Origin of the sequence: Neptuniibacter sp. QD57_21, from assembly GCF_047778075.1 — a bacterium.
Classification (GTDB): domain Bacteria; phylum Pseudomonadota; class Gammaproteobacteria; order Pseudomonadales; family Balneatricaceae; genus Neptuniibacter.
The window spans coordinates 2,155,865-2,176,214 of the sequence record NZ_CP180549.1 but is presented as its reverse complement, the minus strand read 5'-3'; the positions used below and the strand labels follow the sequence as shown (position 1 = coordinate 2,176,214).

Annotated in this window: 18 protein-coding genes; 15 read left to right on the top strand and 3 right to left on the bottom strand. The window is 43.4% G+C overall.

Annotated features, from left to right (window positions below; translation table 11 throughout):
* Positions 1-21: 21 nt before the first annotated feature.
* Positions 22-1,902, top strand: coding sequence for a SurA N-terminal domain-containing protein (locus tag ACMXYS_RS09685; RefSeq protein WP_415896369.1), 1,881 nt, complete (start codon positions 22-24; stop codon positions 1,900-1,902).
* Positions 1,903-1,978: 76 nt separating this feature from the next.
* Complete coding sequence (locus ACMXYS_RS09680; RefSeq protein ID WP_415896368.1) at positions 1,979-2,452, top strand: DM13 domain-containing protein; 474 nt, start codon at positions 1,979-1,981, stop codon at positions 2,450-2,452.
* A 280-nt stretch (positions 2,453-2,732) separates the two neighbouring features.
* Here the strand turns inward: ACMXYS_RS09680 and ACMXYS_RS09675 are convergent, their stop codons facing one another.
* The gene (locus tag ACMXYS_RS09675) at positions 2,733-3,332 is read right to left on the bottom strand and encodes a YiiX/YebB-like N1pC/P60 family cysteine hydrolase (protein ID WP_415884291.1); all 600 of its coding nucleotides are present in this window, start codon (positions 3,330-3,332) and stop codon (positions 2,733-2,735) included.
* Between the two features lie 135 nt (positions 3,333-3,467).
* On the opposite strand from ACMXYS_RS09675, the gene ACMXYS_RS09670 reads away from it, so the two are divergent.
* Positions 3,468-4,595: a DUF3524 domain-containing protein gene (locus tag ACMXYS_RS09670; protein ID WP_415884292.1), complete on the top strand. Its 1,128-nt coding sequence runs from the start codon at positions 3,468-3,470 to the stop codon at positions 4,593-4,595.
* On the opposite strand, the gene dbpA is transcribed toward ACMXYS_RS09670, so the two are convergent.
* Positions 4,592-5,926 carry an ATP-dependent RNA helicase DbpA gene (dbpA, locus tag ACMXYS_RS09665; RefSeq protein ID WP_415884653.1) on the bottom strand — a complete coding sequence of 445 codons (1,335 nt, stop codon included), beginning with the start codon at positions 5,924-5,926 and terminating at the stop codon, positions 4,592-4,594. The genes ACMXYS_RS09670 and dbpA overlap by 4 nt on opposite strands.
* A 244-nt stretch (positions 5,927-6,170) precedes the next feature.
* On the opposite strand from dbpA, the gene ACMXYS_RS09660 reads away from it, so the two are divergent.
* The gene (locus ACMXYS_RS09660; RefSeq protein WP_415884293.1) at positions 6,171-7,385 is read left to right on the top strand and encodes a UbiH/UbiF/VisC/COQ6 family ubiquinone biosynthesis hydroxylase; all 1,215 of its coding nucleotides are present in this window, start codon (positions 6,171-6,173) and stop codon (positions 7,383-7,385) included.
* Positions 7,386-7,494: 109 nt separating this feature from the next.
* Here the strand turns inward: ACMXYS_RS09660 and ACMXYS_RS09655 are convergent, their stop codons facing one another.
* Positions 7,495-8,004, bottom strand: a complete 510-nt coding sequence (locus ACMXYS_RS09655; protein WP_415884294.1) for a phasin family protein — start codon at positions 8,002-8,004, stop codon at positions 7,495-7,497.
* Positions 8,005-8,481: 477 nt separating this feature from the next.
* Here ACMXYS_RS09655 and ACMXYS_RS09650 point away from each other — a divergent pair, with 477 nt between their 5' ends.
* The 11 genes from ACMXYS_RS09650 (at position 8,482) to ACMXYS_RS09600 (ending at position 20,195) form a co-directional block, all read left to right on the top strand.
* Positions 8,482-11,403, top strand: coding sequence for an insulinase family protein (locus ACMXYS_RS09650; RefSeq protein WP_415896367.1), 2,922 nt, complete (start codon positions 8,482-8,484; stop codon positions 11,401-11,403).
* Positions 11,404-11,438: 35 nt separating this feature from the next.
* Positions 11,439-12,341, top strand: coding sequence for a DMT family transporter (locus ACMXYS_RS09645; RefSeq protein ID WP_415896366.1), 903 nt, complete (start codon positions 11,439-11,441; stop codon positions 12,339-12,341).
* Positions 12,342-12,515: 174 nt separating this feature from the next.
* Positions 12,516-12,866 carry a ribosome hibernation-promoting factor, HPF/YfiA family gene (hpf, locus tag ACMXYS_RS09640; RefSeq protein WP_415884297.1) on the top strand — a complete coding sequence of 117 codons (351 nt, stop codon included), beginning with the start codon at positions 12,516-12,518 and terminating at the stop codon, positions 12,864-12,866.
* Between the two features lie 149 nt (positions 12,867-13,015).
* Complete coding sequence (locus tag ACMXYS_RS09635; protein ID WP_415884298.1) at positions 13,016-13,531, top strand: flavodoxin; 516 nt, start codon at positions 13,016-13,018, stop codon at positions 13,529-13,531.
* Between the two features lie 121 nt (positions 13,532-13,652).
* Positions 13,653-15,515 (top strand): CHASE2 domain-containing protein, encoded by a 1,863-nt coding sequence (locus ACMXYS_RS09630; protein WP_415896365.1) that lies wholly within the window; start codon positions 13,653-13,655, stop codon positions 15,513-15,515.
* Entirely contained in the window at positions 15,505-15,966 is a 462-nt protein-coding gene (locus ACMXYS_RS09625) for an SH3 domain-containing protein (protein WP_415884300.1), read from the top strand. The genes ACMXYS_RS09630 and ACMXYS_RS09625 overlap by 11 nt, the downstream gene beginning before the upstream one ends.
* 3 nt (positions 15,967-15,969) lie before the next feature.
* Positions 15,970-16,839, top strand: coding sequence for a M48 family metalloprotease (locus tag ACMXYS_RS09620; RefSeq protein WP_415884301.1), 870 nt, complete (start codon positions 15,970-15,972; stop codon positions 16,837-16,839).
* Positions 16,840-16,867: 28 nt separating this feature from the next.
* Entirely contained in the window at positions 16,868-17,359 is a 492-nt protein-coding gene (locus ACMXYS_RS09615) for a GNAT family N-acetyltransferase (protein ID WP_415896364.1), read from the top strand.
* A gap of 57 nt (positions 17,360-17,416) precedes the next feature.
* Positions 17,417-17,995 carry a class I SAM-dependent methyltransferase gene (locus ACMXYS_RS09610; RefSeq protein ID WP_415884303.1) on the top strand — a complete coding sequence of 193 codons (579 nt, stop codon included), beginning with the start codon at positions 17,417-17,419 and terminating at the stop codon, positions 17,993-17,995.
* Between the two features lie 232 nt (positions 17,996-18,227).
* A complete protein-coding gene (locus ACMXYS_RS09605; RefSeq protein WP_415884304.1) occupies positions 18,228-18,911 on the top strand; it encodes a TIGR00153 family protein in 684 nt (227 codons plus the stop codon).
* Between the two features lie 18 nt (positions 18,912-18,929).
* A complete protein-coding gene (locus tag ACMXYS_RS09600; protein WP_415891078.1) occupies positions 18,930-20,195 on the top strand; it encodes an inorganic phosphate transporter in 1,266 nt (421 codons plus the stop codon).
* The last annotated feature ends 155 nt before the right edge of the window (positions 20,196-20,350 follow it).

Sequence of the window (20,350 nt, the reverse complement as noted above, 5' to 3'; positions counted from 1 at the left end):
TGCCAGGGGTTTAGAGGCATAATGCTACAGTCCATTCGTGATAACTCTCAGGGAATCATTGCCAAGATTATTGTTGGCTTGATTGCAGTTACTTTTGCATTATTTGGTGTTGAATCGCTGGTTAGTTTAACTGCTGGCAGTAATGCTCCTGCGACCGTTAATGGTGAAGAGATCAGTCAGCAAGATCTCTATCAAGGTGTTCAATTGCAACGTCGTCAAATGTTGTCGCAGATGGGGGAGGATGCTGATCCTTCGCTACTGGATGACGGTTTGATCAGCAATATGGTTTTGGAAGGCCTGATTGAGCAATCTGTTTTAGTTCAATCTGCACAAAATCAAGGTCTGACATTCTCTGATGCAATGATTGATCAACTGATCCTTTCTACGAAAGAGTTTCATTTAGACGGTAAGTTTGATCGTGCTCAATTTGAAGCGACGTTACGTAACGCTGGTCTTACGCCGTTGATGTATCGTGATATCGTGCGTAAAGAGAAGGTGACTGAGCAAGAGCGTATAGCGTTCATGTTATCTGCATTTACTCTGCCAAATGAACTGAATTCTCTAAACGTTCTACAGAATCAAACGCGTGATCTTCGCTACTTCACACTGCCTGCGGACAATGTTCGTGCTGAAATTACGGTTTCTGATGAGCAGATTGCCGATTACTATGCAGAGAACAGTTCACAGTTTATGACTGAAGAGCAGGTAGCGATTGAATACCTTCTTTTAGAAAGAAGTGCTTTAGAAGCAGGTATTGAAGTTTCTAATGATGAACTTCAAGCAGCCTACCAGCAGCTTGTTGATACATTCCAAGCACAAGAGCAGCGTCATTCAGCACATATCTTTATCGAGATTTCTGAACAGCAAGGCGATGCTGCTGCAAAAGCTAAGATTGATGCAATTGCTGAGCGCCTAAAAGCAGGTGAAGTATTTGAAGAGTTGGCTAAGTCAGAATCTCAAGACCCAGCATCTGCTGAGATGGGTGGTGATTTAGGTATTAATGAGAAAGGTGTTTTCTCAACTGACTTTGAAGACGCTTTGTATGCTCTAGAAAAAGGTGCTGTTTCAGAGCCAGTTCGTTCAGAATTTGGTTATCACTTAATTAAACTAGTTGATGTTGTTGAGTCTGAAGTGCCTGTTTTTGCAAAAGCTGAAGCAGAGCTTCGTTCTGATCTCCTAAATCAGAAGGCTGAAGAAGAGTATGTTGAGCAGTTAGAGCGTTTAGCTGATGTGTCTTTCTCTTCTGGTGATCTGGTAGAGCCATCTGAAGAGCTAGAACTAGAGATTCAGAAAACTGAGCTATTTGCGCGTTCTGGTAACGAAGATGCGATTACTTCCAACGCGAAGATTCTTGCTGTTGCTTTCGATCAGGAGCTGATCAATGAAGGTTTGAACAGCACGCCAGTAGAATTGGATTCTGGTCGCTCTGTTGTTTTACGTGTAGTTGAACATCAACTACCTCGTGAAAAAGCACAAGACGAAGTGGCTGATCAGATCCGCGCTATTCTGGTTGAGCAGCAAGTTGCTGCAGCGATGACTGAAAAAGCGAACGCTATTGTTGCTCAGCTTACTGAAGGTGCAGATCTAGCAACTGTTGCAGAAGGTAATGAAGTAGTAGCGCAGCCTGCAGTTAATCGTAGCCAGAGAGAGCTTCCACAAGAGCTTCTTACCGCCGCATTCAAAATGGTAAAACCGCAAAGTGGTTCTACCTATGCAGCAGTTGATACTGTAGATGGCAGCAAAATGATTATCGCGCTAGACGCAATCGGTCAGCAAGATATTGAGCTGCAAGAAGACGAGATTCGTTTTATGGGTATGATGCTTAATAACCGTCAAGGTCAGCAGGATTACCAAGATCACCTTGCTCAGTTAAAAGCTAAAGCTGAAATTGAAAAGCTTTAAGCTAATTTGATCTATTCTAAAACCACCTTCGGGTGGTTTTTTTATATTGGCTGTTTTAGCAGCTTTAGGGGGGAATATGAAAAAATTAATGTTACTGATTAGTCATGGCCTAGTTGGCTTTGCTGGCTTTGCCTTAGGCGTATACCTGTTACCTATCCTAATTCAGCCACAGGGACCTTCTGAGCAAGAGATCTCTTCGGCTGTAGCTCAGGCGCAGTTTGAAGGGCAATTTGTGAAAGAGTTAAAAGGCAGTGACTTTTTGCATTGGGGAGAAGGCTCAGTGATGTTGGGTGGCGGTGTTGCAGCATTCAAAGGTAAATTAGCTCCTGGTCCTGATTATAAGCTTTACCTTTCTCCTGTATTTGTAGATGACGAGACGAGTTTTCTTGAGAATAAGCGAGATATGGTACAAGTTGCAGAAATCAAAACATTTGATGGCTTTGTGGTTAACTTACCAGAAGGGGTAGATCCGGCTAAATATTCTACGGCTGTGATTTGGTGTGAAACCTTCTCTGAATTTATCAGTGCTGCTCGTTATAACTCTTTGTAAGAAACAGTCCTGACTGTCAGTGTTTGGGAATCTGCGAATAAGTCCAATGCTTTCTCAGTGGGTTCTAAAGCGGCCAGATACGCGAAAGTCAGTGCAGTGAAATGTCTGGACCTTTTCAAGCTGGCTGACAAAGTAGATGGGCGCTTTAGAGCTCACCCTACGGGGCTTACATAGCAACTGAATCACTTTGTTAATGATTTTCGACAGGCAACCAGCATGCCTGTAATCATTGCCTCGTGCTTCAATTGCTCTGTAAGCCTGAGTCGCATAAGACTTGTTCTCAGGTTCCCTGACTGACAGTCGTATAGATCGTTTCGAGTTGCGGGTCATTCAATTGACTGGCAGGCGTAATTGTCTTTCGTTGCCAAGGTACAAAACCAAAGTACCAGCAGCGCCAAAAGTTAACGCTGGCTTGTGGGTTTTCATCCAATAGTTCAGCTAGCGTTTGTACTTTACCTAACTCTATCCCTAACGCCTCCTTAAAGGTTAAATAAACAAATTTCGAACAAAACTGTCGCTTGGAATCGAATTTAAAGCCTAAGTGATAAAAGCGCCCCTTACGTTTCTCAGCGGTTTGTTTTAATTTGCTAATATCTGCATCAATTAACGGCTCTTTAAGTCGTAATATGCTCACTTCATCGTTGGTTGTGCGCGATACAAAATCTTTTAGGCTCGTGCGTCTAACGCAGGGAACAGCACTTTCTAAAACAAACCATTCATCATTTTCTTTAACGACAAAGCCTACATGCGAAGTCCAGCTGCCAGTGCCTTTTGCGACCTGGCGGTATAGAAAACTATTGATGGAGATAAAAATAATGTCTCCTTCTTGTACGCAGTTTTCTAGGTCATTGATTACGCTGTTGAACTTTGTCATTTTCATTATGGTTTCCTCAAAAGTTGATACGTAAAGTATGTGTGCTTTGAGGAAGCAGGGCTAAATATTCAAAAAAGGTATCGTATTTTGATACTTTTGGTTTTGTGACTCAGTTTTAAGTGTAATAGGACAAAGCAAAATTTGGCTGATACACTAGCGCTTTTTTTCAACGGCGGCTTTATGCGAATACTCCTTCTCTCAGCTTACGATGCGGATAGTCATGTTTATTGGCGTAAAGGGCTTGTTGAGCACTTGAATGAACACGAATGGACAGTTTTGTCTCTGCCAGGACGTTATTTTAGTTGGCGTATGAGAGGGAACAGTCTTAGTTGGGCGTTTAATGAAAGGGAAACACTAAGCCAGCCTTATGATCTGGTCGTGGCGACCTCTATGACAGACCTGTCTGCCTTGCGTGGTTTTGTACCATCTTTAGCCCAAATTCCAGCACTGGTTTACTTTCACGAAAACCAATTCGCTTATCCTGAGTCTGGTAAAGCATTTAAAACCGTTGAGCCATGCATTCTGAACCTTTATACCGCGCTGGCTGCGGATTATTGTTTATTTAACAGTGAATATAATCGACAGACGCTTTTGGATGGCGCGAAAGCTCTCTTGAAAAAGATGCCCGATCAAGTACCAGCAAATTTGATCGAACGGATTAGAGATAATTCATCGGTGCTGTCTGTTCCTATCAAGTCTGATAGCTACCAAATACATTCTCCTGTATCTGATGAAGTTCATATCGTTTGGAATCACCGTTGGGAATACGATAAAAACCCTCAACTGCTACTTGATGCAGTTGAACAGCTTATCCAGAAACGCAAGGACTTTAAGCTCCATGTGGTCGGGCAGCAGTTTAGAAAGGTGCCAGAGCAATTTGAACAACTCCGTGTGCTACTCGGTGATTGCGCTGGAGAGTGGGGTTATCTTTCGTCGCGTGAGGATTATCTGGCTCTACTGCGTAAAGCGGATGTTGTGCTTTCAACGGCTGTACATGATTACCAAGGGATAGCTGTTCTAGAAGGGGTTGCGTCTGGGGCGGAGCCCTTAGTCCCTGAAAGGTTAGCGTATAGAGAATTGTTCCCTGAAGCCTGCCGGTATAAAGAAGAAAGCGAAGCTGAAGTCTTGGCTGAACGATTAGATCAGTTAGTAGAAAGAAAGTACGCAGGTGAGTGGGGGGAGCAAGTGAATGTCGATCGGTTTAAATGGGCGATACTGGCAGACCAGTATCGCCGTCACTTTGAGCGTTTAGCCCGTAAAAAAGGTTAAAGACGACGGACCTTAAACTTGCGGCCTTTAATTTTACCTTGGCTCAAGCGCTCGGCTGCCTTTCGTGCAACTTTGCGTTCAACGGCAACGTAAGCAGCAAAATCATACACATTAATCTTGCCTACTTGGCTGCCTTGTATTCCAGCATCGCCTGTTAATGCACCTAAGATATCGCCAGGGCGAACTTTGTTCTTCTTACCTCCAGCAATCGCAAGCGTAGCCATTGGTGGGTTATTCGGCTGATAGTTCGGATCTGCGTCTGGTAGTTCAGTCACGGGGAACTCTGTATCCAAATACTTTTCAATGGAAGCCACTTTATAAGCTTCTGATGGCTGATAAAGATTTAGTGCCATGCCTTGCTTACCTGCACGGCCTGTACGACCGATACGGTGAGTATGAACTTCAGCGTCGCGAGTAAGATCGTAGTTGATGACACAAGGGAGGTCATCAATATCTAATCCACGCGCTGCTACATCAGTCGCGATAAGGATAGAGCAACTGCGGTTGGCGAATTGCACTAGTATTTGGTCACGATCGCGTTGTTCTAAATCGCCGTGTATCGCTTTTGCGCTATAGCCCAAGGATTTTAGGTGCTGCTGAACATCATTACAGGTTTGCTTCATGTTGCAGAAAATCACTGCAAACTCTGGTTTGAACTGAGCTAAAATCGCGCTCAAATTCTCTAGCTTATTTTCTTTTTCGATCTCAAAGAAATGTTGTTCAATCTGAGATTGTTGGTGAGTGGATTCTACCTCTACCGTAATTGGCTGATTGAGAATGTCTGCACTCAGGCTCGCAATGGTCTTTGGGTAAGTAGCAGAAAATAGCAGTGTTTGGCGTTTCTTTGGGGTCTGCCCTATGATGTCACGAATGTCATCAGAAAAACCCATATCAAGCATGCGATCCGCTTCATCAAGCACTACGGTAGTGGCTTTATCTAAGCGCAGAGTTTTCTTACGTAGATGGTCTTTGATACGACCCGGTGTACCTACAACAATATGTGCGCCATGCTCCAAAGAGCCAATCTGAGGCCCAATTGATTGGCCACCACAGAGAGTAAGAATCTTCACGTTTTCAGTAAAGCGAGCAAGCTTTCTTAGCTCATTAGCAACTTGTGTTGCTAATTCACGTGTAGGGCAAAGTACTAAGGCTTGTGTGGCAAAACTACGAAGGTTTAAATTCAGTAGTGTACCTATACCAAACGCAGCTGTTTTGCCGCTGCCTGTTTTTGCTTTCGCAATGAGGTCATTACCTCGCAAAACCTCGGGTAGGGCTTTCTCTTGGATAGCCGTCATCTGCTTATAGCCTAGATGATCCAGGTTCTTTAGCATCGGTTTTGGAAGATTGAGATTTGAGAAGCAGGTATCAGACACAGGGCACTCGGTAAAAGTAAAGTTGGTTAGGTTTTGTTGCAAAGCGGCATTATAGAGCAAACCGCTTTGGGAGAATATGAATACCCTGAAGAATCACTCGCTAATCAAAGCGCGTTAACAATTGTTGATCTTTCTCAAGATGTTGGCAGGCTCTTTGGGTATACTTCGGGACAGTCAAAAATAAGTAAGTTGGTTGGGAATTATGAATACGCGTTACGATGTCGTCATTGTCGGTGGTGGTATGGTGGGTGCAACGATCGCTTGTGCTCTTGGAAATAGCCCGTTATCAGTTGCCGTCTTGGAAAGTCGATATCCTGCGGAATATGAAGCTTCCCAACCAAATGATTTGCGTGTTTCTGCTATCAGCGTTGCTTCGGAGAATATTCTTCAGAGAGTAGGTGCATGGGAGGGGATTCTATCTCGTCGTAGTTGCCCTTACCGACGTATGAAGGTTTGGGAAGCAAGCGAAGAAAAGGCATCTACCGAATTTGTTTCCGATAATATTGGCCGTGATCACCTTGGTCATATTGTCGAAAACCGTGTGATTCAGCTAGCACTTTTAGAGCGTTTACAGACATTTGAAAATGTTGATCTGATCTGTCCCGCTGAAGTTGAGGCTATCGATTATTCTCCTGGTAGCAGCATCGTTAGATTGAAAGATGATCGCGAAATAATTGGGCGTCTACTGATCGCTGCGGATGGTGGTGAGTCTCGTGTTCGTCAAGCTGCAGGTATAGGTGTAACCCGTTGGGACTATGAGCAGCATGCACTGGTTGCTTCTGTGACGACTAAGTTTGCTCAAGAAGATATCACTTGGCAGCAGTTTACACCGACAGGTCCGCTTGCCTTTCTACCTCTTTCAGGCAATAACGCTTCTCTGGTTTGGTATAACACACCGGATAACGTAAAGCGTCTCTTAGCTCAGGATGATGAAAGCTTTATGCAAGAGCTTAAATCTACGTTCCCTGATGCGTTGGGCGAAATTGATCAGTTACTTAGCCGAGGAGCTTTCCCGCTTCGTCGCCAACATGCGCAGGAATATGTCTTAGAAGGTCTGGCTTTAGCAGGTGACGCTGCACATATGATTCATCCTCTAGCTGGACAGGGTGTTAATATAGGCCTGCTTGATGCAGCTGCTCTCTCTGAAGTGATTTTAGCGGCTGCTAATACAGGTGAAGATATTACTGAATTGGCGTTGCTGAAGGAGTATGAAAAGCAGCGCCGTAAGCATAATTTATTGATGATGCAGACAATGGATGCGTTCTACCGAGTATTTAGTAATCAGAACGGTCCACTAAAAGTTTTGCGCAATATTGGTTTGGGTTTGGCAGGTCGTGTAACGCCAGCTAAAAACAAAGTTATGCAGTTCGCGATGGGCTTGGAAGGGCCTTTGCCTGAAATGGCCAAAGAGCAATAATCAAAGGCTTAAATAAAAAAAGCCGGTCTGGGAGACCGGCAAAGAAATACGGCTGATTAAACCAGCCAGAGTAGAGAAGTGGGGTCGTTACGTGACCCCCAACGATGAATTACTCAGCAGTCGCTGCTTTTTTCGCAGGTGCTTTCTTTGCAGGAGCTTTTTTCGCAGGTGCTTTCTTAGCTGGAGCCGCTGCTTGTTCAGCTGGTGCTGCTTCAGTTTTAGTTGCGTTAGCTACTACAGCAGAAGTTGCTTCAGCTGCTTCAGTTAGAAACTTGTTGAAATCAGATACGTAAGGCATCTCACGAATTTCGCTAAGGCTCTTTTCTACGATCTCAGAGATCTCTTCTTTTGCAGAGTTTAGAGCAGCTAGCTCTTTTTCTGCAGTCGCAGTAGTTTTGGTTTCTAGAGCTTTGAAAAACTCAACTTGTAGTTCAATAGCTTCTTTAGGCTCTTTTACTTCAGATAGAGCTTTAAGCTGAGCTACGCTTGAATCTACGAAATCAGTTACATATTCAGACTGCAAAGAGAACAGAGTTTCTAGTGCTTTTTTGTTCACTTCAGCAACGTCGATTGCTGGTTGCATTTTTTCCTGAACATCTTTCATTAGATCATCGTACATTTTCCATTCCTCTGAGAATCTTTAATAAAGTGTTTTTGTGCGTTGCAGCATTTGAGATAAATATAGTGGTTAATAAATAACCTGTCAAATATTTTTTTGTGCATTGCACAAAAATATTTATATGCATTGCTTTAGATGATTAAACACCTATATAACAATGAGTTAGAGTGATTGGTATAAAAGAGTTAAGTTCTACTCAAATCAGCTTTTTGAGCTGTTTTTGGAGAAAAATAAAAATTCTTGAAGTCAAATTGCACCCGCTTTGTGCCTATATTGGCCGATAGGTTGTTCATATAACCAAATAGCTATTACAATCAGGTGATACTCTTTAGCCCAAAAACAGGGCTTATATGGGAGGGGTTGGCTATAGCGGGATTGGCTATCTGCTTGAAAGCTTTCTTCACCTCAATACCTCGGGACAGCTAACTAACGTTTAGCTTTGGTAGAGTCCCTTTAGTAACAGGATCAAGTATTTTCATGACGCAATCGAATACAGTCGTAGAATCACACTCATCTTTTGAATTTGTTAGATCAGAAAAGATTGAGTCTTTAGGAATTGATGTAACGGAATACGAGCATAAAAAGACTGGCCTTTCTCATTTCCATATAGCGGCTGATCATACTGAGAATGTTTTCCTTGTCGGTCTAAGGACTGTGCCGGAAGACTCAAAAGGCGTTGCGCATATTCTAGAGCACACAGCGTTGTGTGGTAGTGAACGTTTCCCGGTACGTGATCCATTCTTTATGATGACGCGCCGTTCACTTAATACATTTATGAACGCAATGACGAGCAGTGACTGGACCTCTTATCCATTTGCTAGCCAAAACCGCAAAGATTTCTTCAACCTTTTAGATGTCTATCTTGATGCTGTTTTCTTCAGTCGTTTAGATCCTCTGGATTTTGAACAAGAAGGGCATCGTATCGAGTTTTCTGAAACAGGTGATGTTGAATCCGATTTAGAATACAAAGGTGTTGTTTACAACGAGATGAAAGGTGCGATGAGTTCGCCGGTTTCTCGTTTGTGGCAGTCAGTGACGAAATACCTGTTCCCGACAACAACCTATCATCACAACAGCGGCGGTGAGCCAGAGAGCATCCCTGACCTAAGTTATGATGAGCTAATTGAATTTTATAAAACCCATTACCACCCGAGTAATGCGGTCATTATGACTTTTGGTGATATTCCTGCTGCTGAACTTCAGGGCTTCTTTGAAGAGAAAGCGCTAAGCCGTTTTGAAAAGCTGGGCACTTCTATCGAAATTCATGATGAGAAACGCTACCACTCGCCATTGCGGGTGGAAGAAGGTTATGACCTTGACCAAGTGGATCTAAGTGGCAAAACACACCATGTTTTAGCTTGGCTTCTGGGTCATTCCAATGATTTAGAAGCACAACTTAAAGCACACCTTATGTCACGTGTGTTACTGGATAATAGTGCTTCTCCGCTACGTTATGCGCTTGAATCAACTGATTTAGGCAGCGCTCCTTCGCCATTATGTGGTTTAGAAGATTCCAATCGTGAAATGAGCTTCATGTGCGGTATTGAAGGCAGTGAGCCCGAATCTGCGGCAGAATTTGAAAAATTGGTATTGAATACCTTGCATAAGGTTGCTGAAGAGGGTGTACCTCAAGCTATGCTGGAAGCCCAGTTGCATCAGTTAGAACTGCAACAGCGCGAAATTAATGGTGATGGCTATCCTTATGGCCTGAGTTTGATCATGTCTTCGCTCGGGGCAGCCGTTAACAAAGGCGATCCAATCGCTATTCTGAACCTTGATCCAGTGCTAGAAAAGCTGCGTGAAGCGATCAAACAGCCTGACTTTGTGCAGTCCATGGTTAAGGAACTGTTAGATAACCCGCATCGCGTTCGTTTGACTTTAAGCCCAGACAACAAACTAGCAGCTAATCGTGATGCTGCAGAGAAAGCGCAGTTAGCTCAAATTAAAGCGGGTTTATCGGATGCAGATAAACAGCAGCTAATTGATCGTGCAGCTGAGTTAGCCGAGCGTCAAGAACAGGTCGATGATGAATCGATTCTACCTAAAGTGACATTGACCGATGTACCGGATGAGATGTCTGTGCCTGAAAATGTGGCGGTTGAGTCTACGCTACCTTTGACCCGTTATGATCGAGGCACTAACGGTATTGTTTATCAGCAGGTAATTATGCAGCTTCCGCAGTTAACGGAAGATGAGCAGCACATATTGCCGCTATACAGCTATCTTCTTACTGAATTGGGCTGTGGTGATCGCACTTATCAAGAAAATCAGCAGTATCAAACTGAAGTGACCGGTGGCGTTCATGGTTTTGCTTCGGTAAGAGGTGCACCTGATAATGAACAGGATGTAAAAGGTTACTTCACATTAACCGGTAAAGCCTTAGTGTCTAAACATGAGGCGTTGTTGGATCTGCTGAAAGAGACGCTGCAATTTGCACGCTTTGATGAGTTGCCTCGTATTCGTGAAGTGGTATCTCAACAACGTACTCGTAAAGAACAAAGTATCACCGGGCAAGGCCATGCATTCGCAATGATGGCTGCAGCAGCTAAGATGAGCCCGGCTGCAGCACTATCTCATGCAACAAAAGGTCTTGAGTCTATCTGTTACTACAAACAGTTAGATGATCAGCTAGAGAATGAAGATGCTCTGAAACAGCTTTCACAACGTCTTCAAGAGCTGCATAGCAAGATCCAGCTTGCCCCACGTCAATACCTTGTAGTGGCTGAAGACGAGTATCAGGCTAGTGTTCAGAGCTACTTAGAGTCTATCTGGGCAGATGTGCCGAGTGAAACCTCTGCAGGGTTTTTACTGCCAGAGTTACGTAGCAAGGTGAAGCAAGCTTGGGTGACTAGTACTCAGGTAAGCTTCTGTGCTAAAGCATTCCCTACCGTGGCGGTAGATCACCCTGATTCTGCGCCACTTACAATTTTGGGGGACTTTCTGCGTAATGGCTATCTACACCGAGTTATTCGCGAAAAAGGCGGTGCTTACGGCTCTGGCGCTGGTCAGGATTCAGGTGATGCAGCTTTCCGTTTCTTCTCTTACCGTGATCCTCGTTTATCTGAAACCTTGGATGACTTTGATGGTGCGGTGAAATGGCTTCTGGAGACTGATCATGATGCTCAGAAATTAGAAGAAGCGATTCTGGGTGTTGTCAGCTCGATTGATAAGCCAGGATCACCGGCTGGTGAAGCTAAGCAGGCATTCCACAGCGCTTTGTTTGGACGTACGCCTGAGCAGCGTAAAGCGTTTCGTGCGCGTATCTTGAATGTGACATTGGATGATCTAAAGCGCGTTGCCAAAACTTATCTTTTGGATAAAGAAGGCAGTGTGGCAGTGATCACCAGTAAAGAGCAGGCAGACAGTCTATCCGACGACTTTGAAGTAATTGAAGTCTAATTAAGGTAAAATTCGACTAGCGATCAAGGTAGACTTTGATTGCTAGTCATTTATTCCTTAATAATCCTCAAGCCTCTATGCCCACACAAGCGCTTTATCAAGGTGCGCTGTTTATCATTCTGTCAGAACTGTTTTTGGTCTGTTCTGGCATGGTCGTAAAGCAGATCACTCATCAGCTACCCACTGAGATTATCGTATTTGCCCGTAACCTCTTTGCGTTAATTCTATTGATGCCTTGGTTATTGCGAAATGGGATCTCCTCGATAAAAACGAGCTCTCTTCGATTTCATATTGCGCGTGCGGCGGTCGGTGTGACTGCCATGATGTGTCTTTACTATTCATGGGGACACTTGCCTTTAGCAGAGGCGGCGTTGATCAAACAAACAGCTCCATTCTTTATTCCATTATTCGCCTTATGGTGGTTAGGTGAAAAGATTTCTGGGGTAGTGAAACTGGCAATATGTGTTGGTTTCTTTGGTGTTTTTCTAGTGTTGAATCCCGGGCAGGGAACACTCAATGTTGCTGTGCTAATTGCGCTTTTTGGTGCAATGCTGGGGGCGCTAGCAAAAGTTATTATCCGTAGGATGAGCGATACAGAACCAGCCAGTCGCATCGTTTTTTATTTCGCTTTGTTTAGTACCGTTTTAGCTTTGCCGCCAGCGATGCTTAATTGGGTTACGCCCAATTTAGTTGAATTGGGTTGGTTATTGCTGATGGCCATTACCTCAACAGTTGCCCAGCTGTTATTGAGTAAAGGCTATGGTCTTGCACCAGCAGGACAGTTGGGGCCGTACACATACGCTTCGGTAGTCTTTGCTGCACTGTTTGGTTGGTTATTATGGGATGAAGTATTAGGCGTCTACAGCTTAATAGGTTTGTGCTTGATCTTCTCGGCTGGATTTTTGTCCCTTTCTTCCCGTAAAACGGCTAAATCCTAGTAACAACTGTTTGGTGTTTGAACAGTTTTGCCTGTCAGCTATCAATTTTTCTTCATGAAGCGAAAAAAGTACTTGTAATCCATTGTCAGAATGGTACTACTGTAAGTGTACAGGGGCGCACAAAAACATTAATTCATAGCGCTCTCACTGCAACAAGGCATTAAGGATTTGCACATGAATATCAAAATTACTCACCGCAATGCTAAAGTTTCTGACAGTGTAAAAGAGAAAGTAGAGGAATGGCTGAACAGCAGCCAAGAACGTTACGAAGTTATTACTAGTGCTCACGTTATTATTGAAAAAAATGATCGTGAGGACGTTGCTGAAGCAACAATTCACGTAGCAGGTAAAGATATCTTTGCGAAAGCATCCGCTGATAACTTGTATGCTGCTCTGGATGCGATGGCTGATAAAATTGATCGTCAGCTAGATAAGATTCACCAGAAAAACGTGAATAAAAAAGGAAATCAGAGACCCGCTGCAACAGTTGAAATGGCAGCGGATGAGGAACTCAGCTTAGCCTGATCTAGGATATAAAGTTTCTAAAGCCCAGCTATATGCTGGGCTTTTTTATTTCTAGAACAAAATTTTATATGCATCAGGCTTGCATAAGTGTCGTTATTAGATGGATAATGATAAGTGTTATCATTAGCGTGTAGGTATTGGAGTAGGTAGTGAAGGCAGCGTTATTTTACGGCACCACAACAGGTAATACTGGCGATATTGCAGATAAGATAAAAGGTAGTTGGGATGCCGGCGAACTAGAGTTATTTGATGTCGCAGACAGTTCACTCTCTGCAGCAAAAGATTTTGATATTCTTATTTTTGCTATACCTACGTGGGATTATGGTGAAGTACAGGAAGATTGGCTGGAAGTATGGGATGAAGTGGACCAGTTGGATTTCAGTGGTAAACAGGCTGCCTTTATCGGTCTTGGTGATCAGTTTGGCTATCCTGAATGGTTTGTCGATGCAATGGGTATGCTACATGATAAAATCGTAGCCAAAGGTGCAGAAATTGTTGGTCACTGGTCTGTAGAAGGTTATGAATTTGAAGAATCTAAAGCACTAACAGACGATAAAAAACATTTTATCGGCTTAGCTCTAGATGAAGATTGGCAGCGTGATCAAACCGATGAGCGCCTTTCTGATTGGTTAGATCAGGTTAAATTGGAATTAGGCGTTTTCTAATCTAACTAACTGAATTTTTAGAGCCCTGTTTTTACGGGGCTTTTTTGTGTCTGTCGTTCTCTGGCCTATGCTGTATTAAAGCTACTTTCTATAAGGTAGTAACAAACTAGGTCAGATAAGGATGGCTATGCCCGCCAGCAAACTCCTCTCGGAAATCAAAGCTATCTCAGTGCTGAGTATTTTATTTTGCTTATTTGCTGCCTTTAATTTCCATTCACCACTGCTTCCACCGCTCGAAAACTACTGGCTTGATTTAACGCTTCAACAGCGAGCAGACAAAAGAGTCGCAAGTGAGCATATCGTGGTTATCGATATAGATGATTCGAGCCTGAATAATCTTGCGCCTATTGCGGGTGGTTGGCCTTGGCCAAGGGCTGTACATGCCGAGCTGGTCGAGTTGTTGCAGTTACAGAAGCCTGCAGCAGTGGTGTTTGATGTTCTGTTTGCTGATAGAGATATTTTTAACCCAGAAAGTGATCAGTATTTTAGCGAGGTGTTGGCTACATCGGATAATGTTTATCTACCTTTCTTACATCTGCAAACCTATTCTGATCATCTGTTTCCGCGTTTAGATCAATATCCAGAAACCGTCCCCATTCGAAAGCCGGATACAGTTTCATCTATTCCTCATGCAAGTTTGGTCTTACCTAATGCGGTTGACGCGAGTGTTTGGCGTTTAGGCAGTATTAATTTCCATCCTGATGATGATGGTGTTGGGCGCAAGTACGCTGCAATTCATCCAATATCTGATTGGGGGATTATGACGATGCCTGCGCGAATCGCTGTTGACCTTAATGGTTTTGAAATTGAAGAGCAGTCAATCTGGATCGATTGGTATCAAGGCAAAGGTGAGCCCTATCCTAGACTTTCTTATAGCGAAGTATATAAGCAGTTGACCCAAGGAGATGATTTCAAAGAGGTAAACTATTTTAAGGACAAAATTATTGTTATCGGTTCAACTGCTGCGGGTTTACATGATATCCAAGTCACACCGATTAGTAGTACTTACCCCGGTGTTTTTATCTTAGCTACGGCTATTAATAACTTTATTGATCAGAGCTTTCTTCAACCAGTAGACACTTTGCTGGCTTTGGTGATTGTGGGCGTAAGCTTTGGTGTTTTAGTGCTATTGCTGGTTCGTGTGGGAAGTTTCTATTACGCACTCATCGGAATAGGCATTTTAATCGGAGTAAACGTGCTGTTCAGTTATCTGCTTTTGATCATGGAAGGGATGATGTTCCCTGTTATGACTTGGCTGGTCGCGTATATTTTTATTGCGGTTTCTTTTTACGCATTCCGTTTATTGCAGCAACAGAGAGAGATGAGAAAAACGGTCGATATTTTTGGCCGTTTTTTGGACCCGAAAGTAGTGAATATTTTGCTTGAACAAGGTATCACCGATCAAGCTTTGGCAGGAAAGAGCACGCGGGTAACCATCTTATTTACCGATATTCGTGAGTTTACTCATCTTTCTGAATATCGCAGTGCTACCGAAATTGTCGATCTGCTTAATCATTACTTTTCTCGTCAAGTTGAAGTTATTTTTCAGTATAAAGGTACCCTCGATAAATTTATTGGTGATGCCATTATGGCATTTTGGGGTGAGCCCATTGAAAATCCCGGACAAGAGATTGCTGCTGTAAACGCGGCTTTGGATATGGTGGATCAAATGCTCGGCTTCAGACGGGAGTTTGGTTTGTTTGATTTCGATATCGGCATTGGCCTCCATACAGGGGAAGTAGTTGTTGGGGCTATAGGCACGCAAAGTCGCTATGATTACACTGCCATTGGTGATGCGGTAAACGTAGCCAGTCGTATTGAAGGGCTGACTAAAGAAACGGGACGAAGAATTTTAGTTTCTGAAGAAACTCGGCAGGCATGTGGGGATGCTTTTGACTTCGAGCTGATTGGTGACTATAAGGTTAAAGGCCGGGAAAAATTGGTAACCGTCTATCAGCCAAGGAGGTTGAGTGATGAACCTTAAATTACTAATTATCGGTCTTCCATTTATGTGCTCCACTTGGGCGACTGCTCAAACTGCCTACACAGTCAGAGATATCTCTGTCTACCAAACTCCCTCAATTTCTAGCACTGTCGTTACGAAACTCTCTGAAAAATCCTCTGTAAATATTCTGCGACGAAGCGGTGGTTGGTACGAAGTACGAACGGGTAATGCTGACTCTGGTTGGGTGAAAATGATAAACCTTCGATATGTGAGTAAGCCTAGCACGCAACAAGTTGCGGGCAATATGAAATATCGCTCCAAAACAACCCTGACTACCGGTGTTAGGGGGTTGGATGAAGGCGGGATTATATCGAGTGGGTCAGGTGTCTCCCTTAGCAAAGTAAAAGGTTATAAAGTGAGTGCAGATGCGGCTACCAAGTTTGCACGGGAAGGGGGATTGAAAGCACGAAGCATGAATTATGTGGAGTAGCTTATGTCTATATTGAAAATAAACGCTATCAAAGGGGTTGTTGCTGGTTTTCTATTGCTGGGTTTAAGCGGCTGTCAGGTCAATAACATCAATCTGACCCCATTAATGGAAGCAGGAAAAAAATCGACCGATCTATTTGAGAAAAGCTTGGCTGAAGAAGTTGAGATCGGTGAGGAAGTGAGTGCTGTTCTGCTTCAAAAAGCCTCCATATATAACGTCCGAGATGTTCAAAAGTATGTGAATTCAGTGGGAATGTGGCTCGCTCAACAAACTGAACGATCTGATATCCCTTGGACCTTTTCAGTGTTACGAGATGATAGTTTTAATGCTTTCGCCACGCCCGGTGGATTTATCTATATCACAACGGGGACTTTAGAGCAGTTGGAGAGCGAAGCTGAGCTTGCAGGTGTGCTAGCTCATGAAATTGCACATGTGGTTCAAAAGCACCACCTCCGAGCTATTCAGAAGGAAGCAAAAATCGGTATTGCAGCAGATCTTGCTCGGTTCTTACGTGACAGTCAAAGCGATTCAGATAGCAGTGGAACTACGGTATTTGGTGACCACTCAGTTGAAAATAAACTGCTGAATACCATTCAGGATGTTTACAGTGATGGTTTGGCTCGAAGCGATGAATTAGAAGCGGATAAGATGGGCATGGTGATCTCTGCCAGAGCTGGCTACGATCCAATGGCTTATATCGCGGTATTGCAAAAGATAGATGCTCAACAGGATGATAGTTCCTTTTGGCAGGCATTTAGTAAGCGTCACCCAAGCGCTGAAGACCGTTTGTCAGAACTACACAAGTTAGCGGATAAGATGACTTATATAGAAGGTAAAGAACTTAATAATCGTTATTCCAAAATGATAAAGTAGATGTACATGGAATATCGGAATATATGTAATGGATTTTTCCAATAAAGAGTCTTTTCAAATCAGTGTGGCCGGGCCTGATCGCGTAGATGTTGTGCTTAAACAGTGGCAGCAACTTACATCGTATCTGCCTATTCACCATGCAAAGCCTTTTGGTTTGCCTATTCCTGAACATCTTGAAAATCAGCTTTATCATACCCTTGAACAATGTATTGAAAGAGATGATGCAATGATATTTATAGCTGAGGGGGATAAGGTTTGTGGGACGATTGCCGTCATTCTGAATCAGCAAACAGGTTATACTCAGCCTAATAGTAGTGTTTTGTTTAATTTATGGGTAGAACCTGATCTGCGTAGAAAAGGGATAGGGCAAGCATTGGTCGCGGAAGCTAAACAGTGGCTTAAAGCTCAAGGGGTGACCTCTGTTCAGGCTGGATGGCACCCAGGAAATACAGAGGCTGATGATTTTTGGTTGAAACAAGGCTTTTCACCTTACGAAACAATTGGCTCTGCATTTTTATAGCTAAGCAATCATTGTTAATTAACCTTCTTCTGCACATATCTATTCTTAAGGATTTCAATGAGCAAAGCACAGCAAAAATGGGATCAGCGATACTTGGCAAAAAGCCAAGGTCTAGCATCTGAACCTGTTGCACCAGAATATCTAAAACGTCAGTGGCGTTTTTTAAAAACAGGTCGTGTATTAGATTTGGCAGCAGGAGATGGGGCGGCCTCTATTTTTTTGGCGAAACAAGGCTTTAGTACGGTAGCGACAGATATCTCTCAAGTAGGTTTGGATCGTTTGTCTGAGGCAATGACTAAGTTGGGCTTGGAAGTGGAAACACATCAGATGGATCTAGAGGAGGAATCGGTTGATTTGTCAGATCTGGGATTGTTCGATTCGATAGTTGTCTCCAGATATAAACCTGCTGATGGATTCTGGGAAAAACTGTTAAGTCTATTGAAGCCAGAAGGTACTTTATTAATGACTACGTTCAATCTGCTCCAGCATGAACGTACCGGTTTTTCGAAGCGATTTTGCTTAAGAGAAAATGAACTTTTAGGTCATTGTGCCGAATTGACTTTAGTGGATTTTGAGTCGGACCGAATTGAGTCGGGAATGGACTCATATATTTTTAGGAAAGATGTGAACAAATAGATCGTAATTAAACCTTACTAGCTTTATGTATATGCATTGTGATGCAACGGATTTACAAGGCATATTCGCAGTACATCATTTGTCTGCCTTGCATCAAATATTTCAGTTTTTTTACTGAAAAATGACGGTTTTGTAACAAAACTGTAATTACTCTACGCAATAATTCCGTCATAATTCGCGCGCCTGAACACAGGTGTGTTCAATTTATTTTTTGACTTTTAAGGTGCGTTGTATGGTAGCAACCAGTACCCCATTCTTGCAGATGTTTGCGCGTTCACCGTTCAAACCAATGCAGGATCACATTGCAAAAGCGCAAGAGTGTGCTGTTGAGCTTATTCCATTTTTTGATGCGGTGATCGCAGATGATTGGAATGAGGCTGATAAAGTACAAGCACGTATCGCCGTTTTAGAAGGCGAAGCGGATGCTATGAAAAAAGAGATTCGCCAGAATCTGCCTAAAAGTATTTTCCTTCCAGTTCCTCGTACAGATCTCTTAGAAGTTGTACGTATGCAGGACAAAATTGCTAATCGTGCGAAAGATATCGCAGGCATTATGCTTGGCCGTCAAATGAAAGTGCCAGCAGAGATGCAACAAGATATGAAAGACTACGTTCGCGTCGCTTTGCAAACGTCTGAGCAAGCATTGACTGCACTTAAAGAACTGGACGAACTTGTAAATAGCGGTTTCGGTGGTCATGAGATCGACGTCATCGAAAAAATGCTAGAAAAATTGGATGCCCTAGAGCACAACACGGATGAACACGAACGTGCTATTCGCCTGAAACTGTTTAGCATCGAGAAAGAACTTCCGCCGGTAGATGTTATGTTCCTCTATCAGGTTATTAGTTCAATCGGTGACCTGGCAGATCGCGCACAACAGGTTGGTAGTCGTTTACAGCTATTAGTTGCTCGTTAATTCATTCGGTAAGTAAAGATGGAAATCATTTCTCAATACGGCCATATCCTTGTAATTATGGCATGTGTGTTTGGCTTCTTTATGGCTTGGGGCGTTGGTGCAAACGATGTTGCCAATGCCATGGGTACTTCGGTTGGTTCAAAGGCATTGACTTTGAAACAAGCGATTATGATCGCAATTATTTTCGAATTTCTTGGGGCTTATCTTGCGGGTGGTGCGGTAACAGCAACAATTCGTAAGGGTATTATAGACCCGGCGATCTTGTCTGGAACGCCTGATTTGCTCGTGTTTGGTATGTTATCTGCGCTATTAGCTGCGGGTATCTGGTTGTTAATTGCTACTCACTTTGGCTGGCCTGTATCTACTACACACTCTATCGTAGGTGCGATTGTTGGCTTCGCAGCAGTTGGTATCTCTGTTGATGCGGTTAACTGGGGTAAAGTATCTAAGATCGTAGCAAGTTGGGTCGTATCGCCGGTTACGGCCGGGCTGATAGCCTTCTTCTTATTTAGAAGCGTACAAAAGTTGATACTCGATACTGATAATCCTTTTGCTAACGCTAAAAAATATATCCCAGGTTATATCTTCCTAGTAGGCTTCATGGTTTCCATGGTGACCTTCACTAAAGGTCTTAAACACGTTGGTTTAGATCTTAGCTGGGGTCAAAGCGCATTAGCATCAATTGGTATTGCTGTAATCATCATGTTGATCGGTATGAAGATGCAAAAACGCATCACGCCTGATCCAGAAGCTGATCGCGAACATCACTTTACTAGTGTAGAGAAGCTATTTGGTATCTTGATGATGTTCACTGCCTGCGCAATGGCTTTTGCCCACGGTTCTAACGATGTTGCAAACGCGGTAGGCCCTCTAGCTGCTGTAGTAGGTGTTGTATCAGCTGGTGGTGAAGTGGCGCAGAAATCTGCAATGCCTGTATGGATCTTGCTACTTGGTGGTGGCGGTATCGTTGCTGGTCTTGTTATGTACGGCCATAAGGTAATCGCTACGGTAGGTAACAACATTACTGAGCTTACGCCAAGCCGTGGCTTCGCTGCGACACTTGCTGCTGCAACAACAGTTGTATTTGCGTCGGGTACTGGTTTGCCGATCTCTACTACTCACACATTGGTTGGTGCTGTATTGGGCGTAGGTCTTGCGCGAGGTATGGCTGCACTTAACCTACGTATTGTAGGTACGATCTTTGTATCTTGGGTGGTGACACTGCCTGCAGGTGCCGGTCTAGCGATTATGTTCTTCTTTATGTTTAAAGGTATGTTTACCTAAACATAGAATAGCTTTAAGCAGAAAAGCCCTGTATTCGCGAGAATACGGGGCTTTTTTCTGTCTGAAGGCAATTAAATGATCACAAATCCATCATATTGATGTAAAATTTGGGCCCAATTTTTTTTGCTTTGGGAGTAAATCCCTAAGCTAGAACC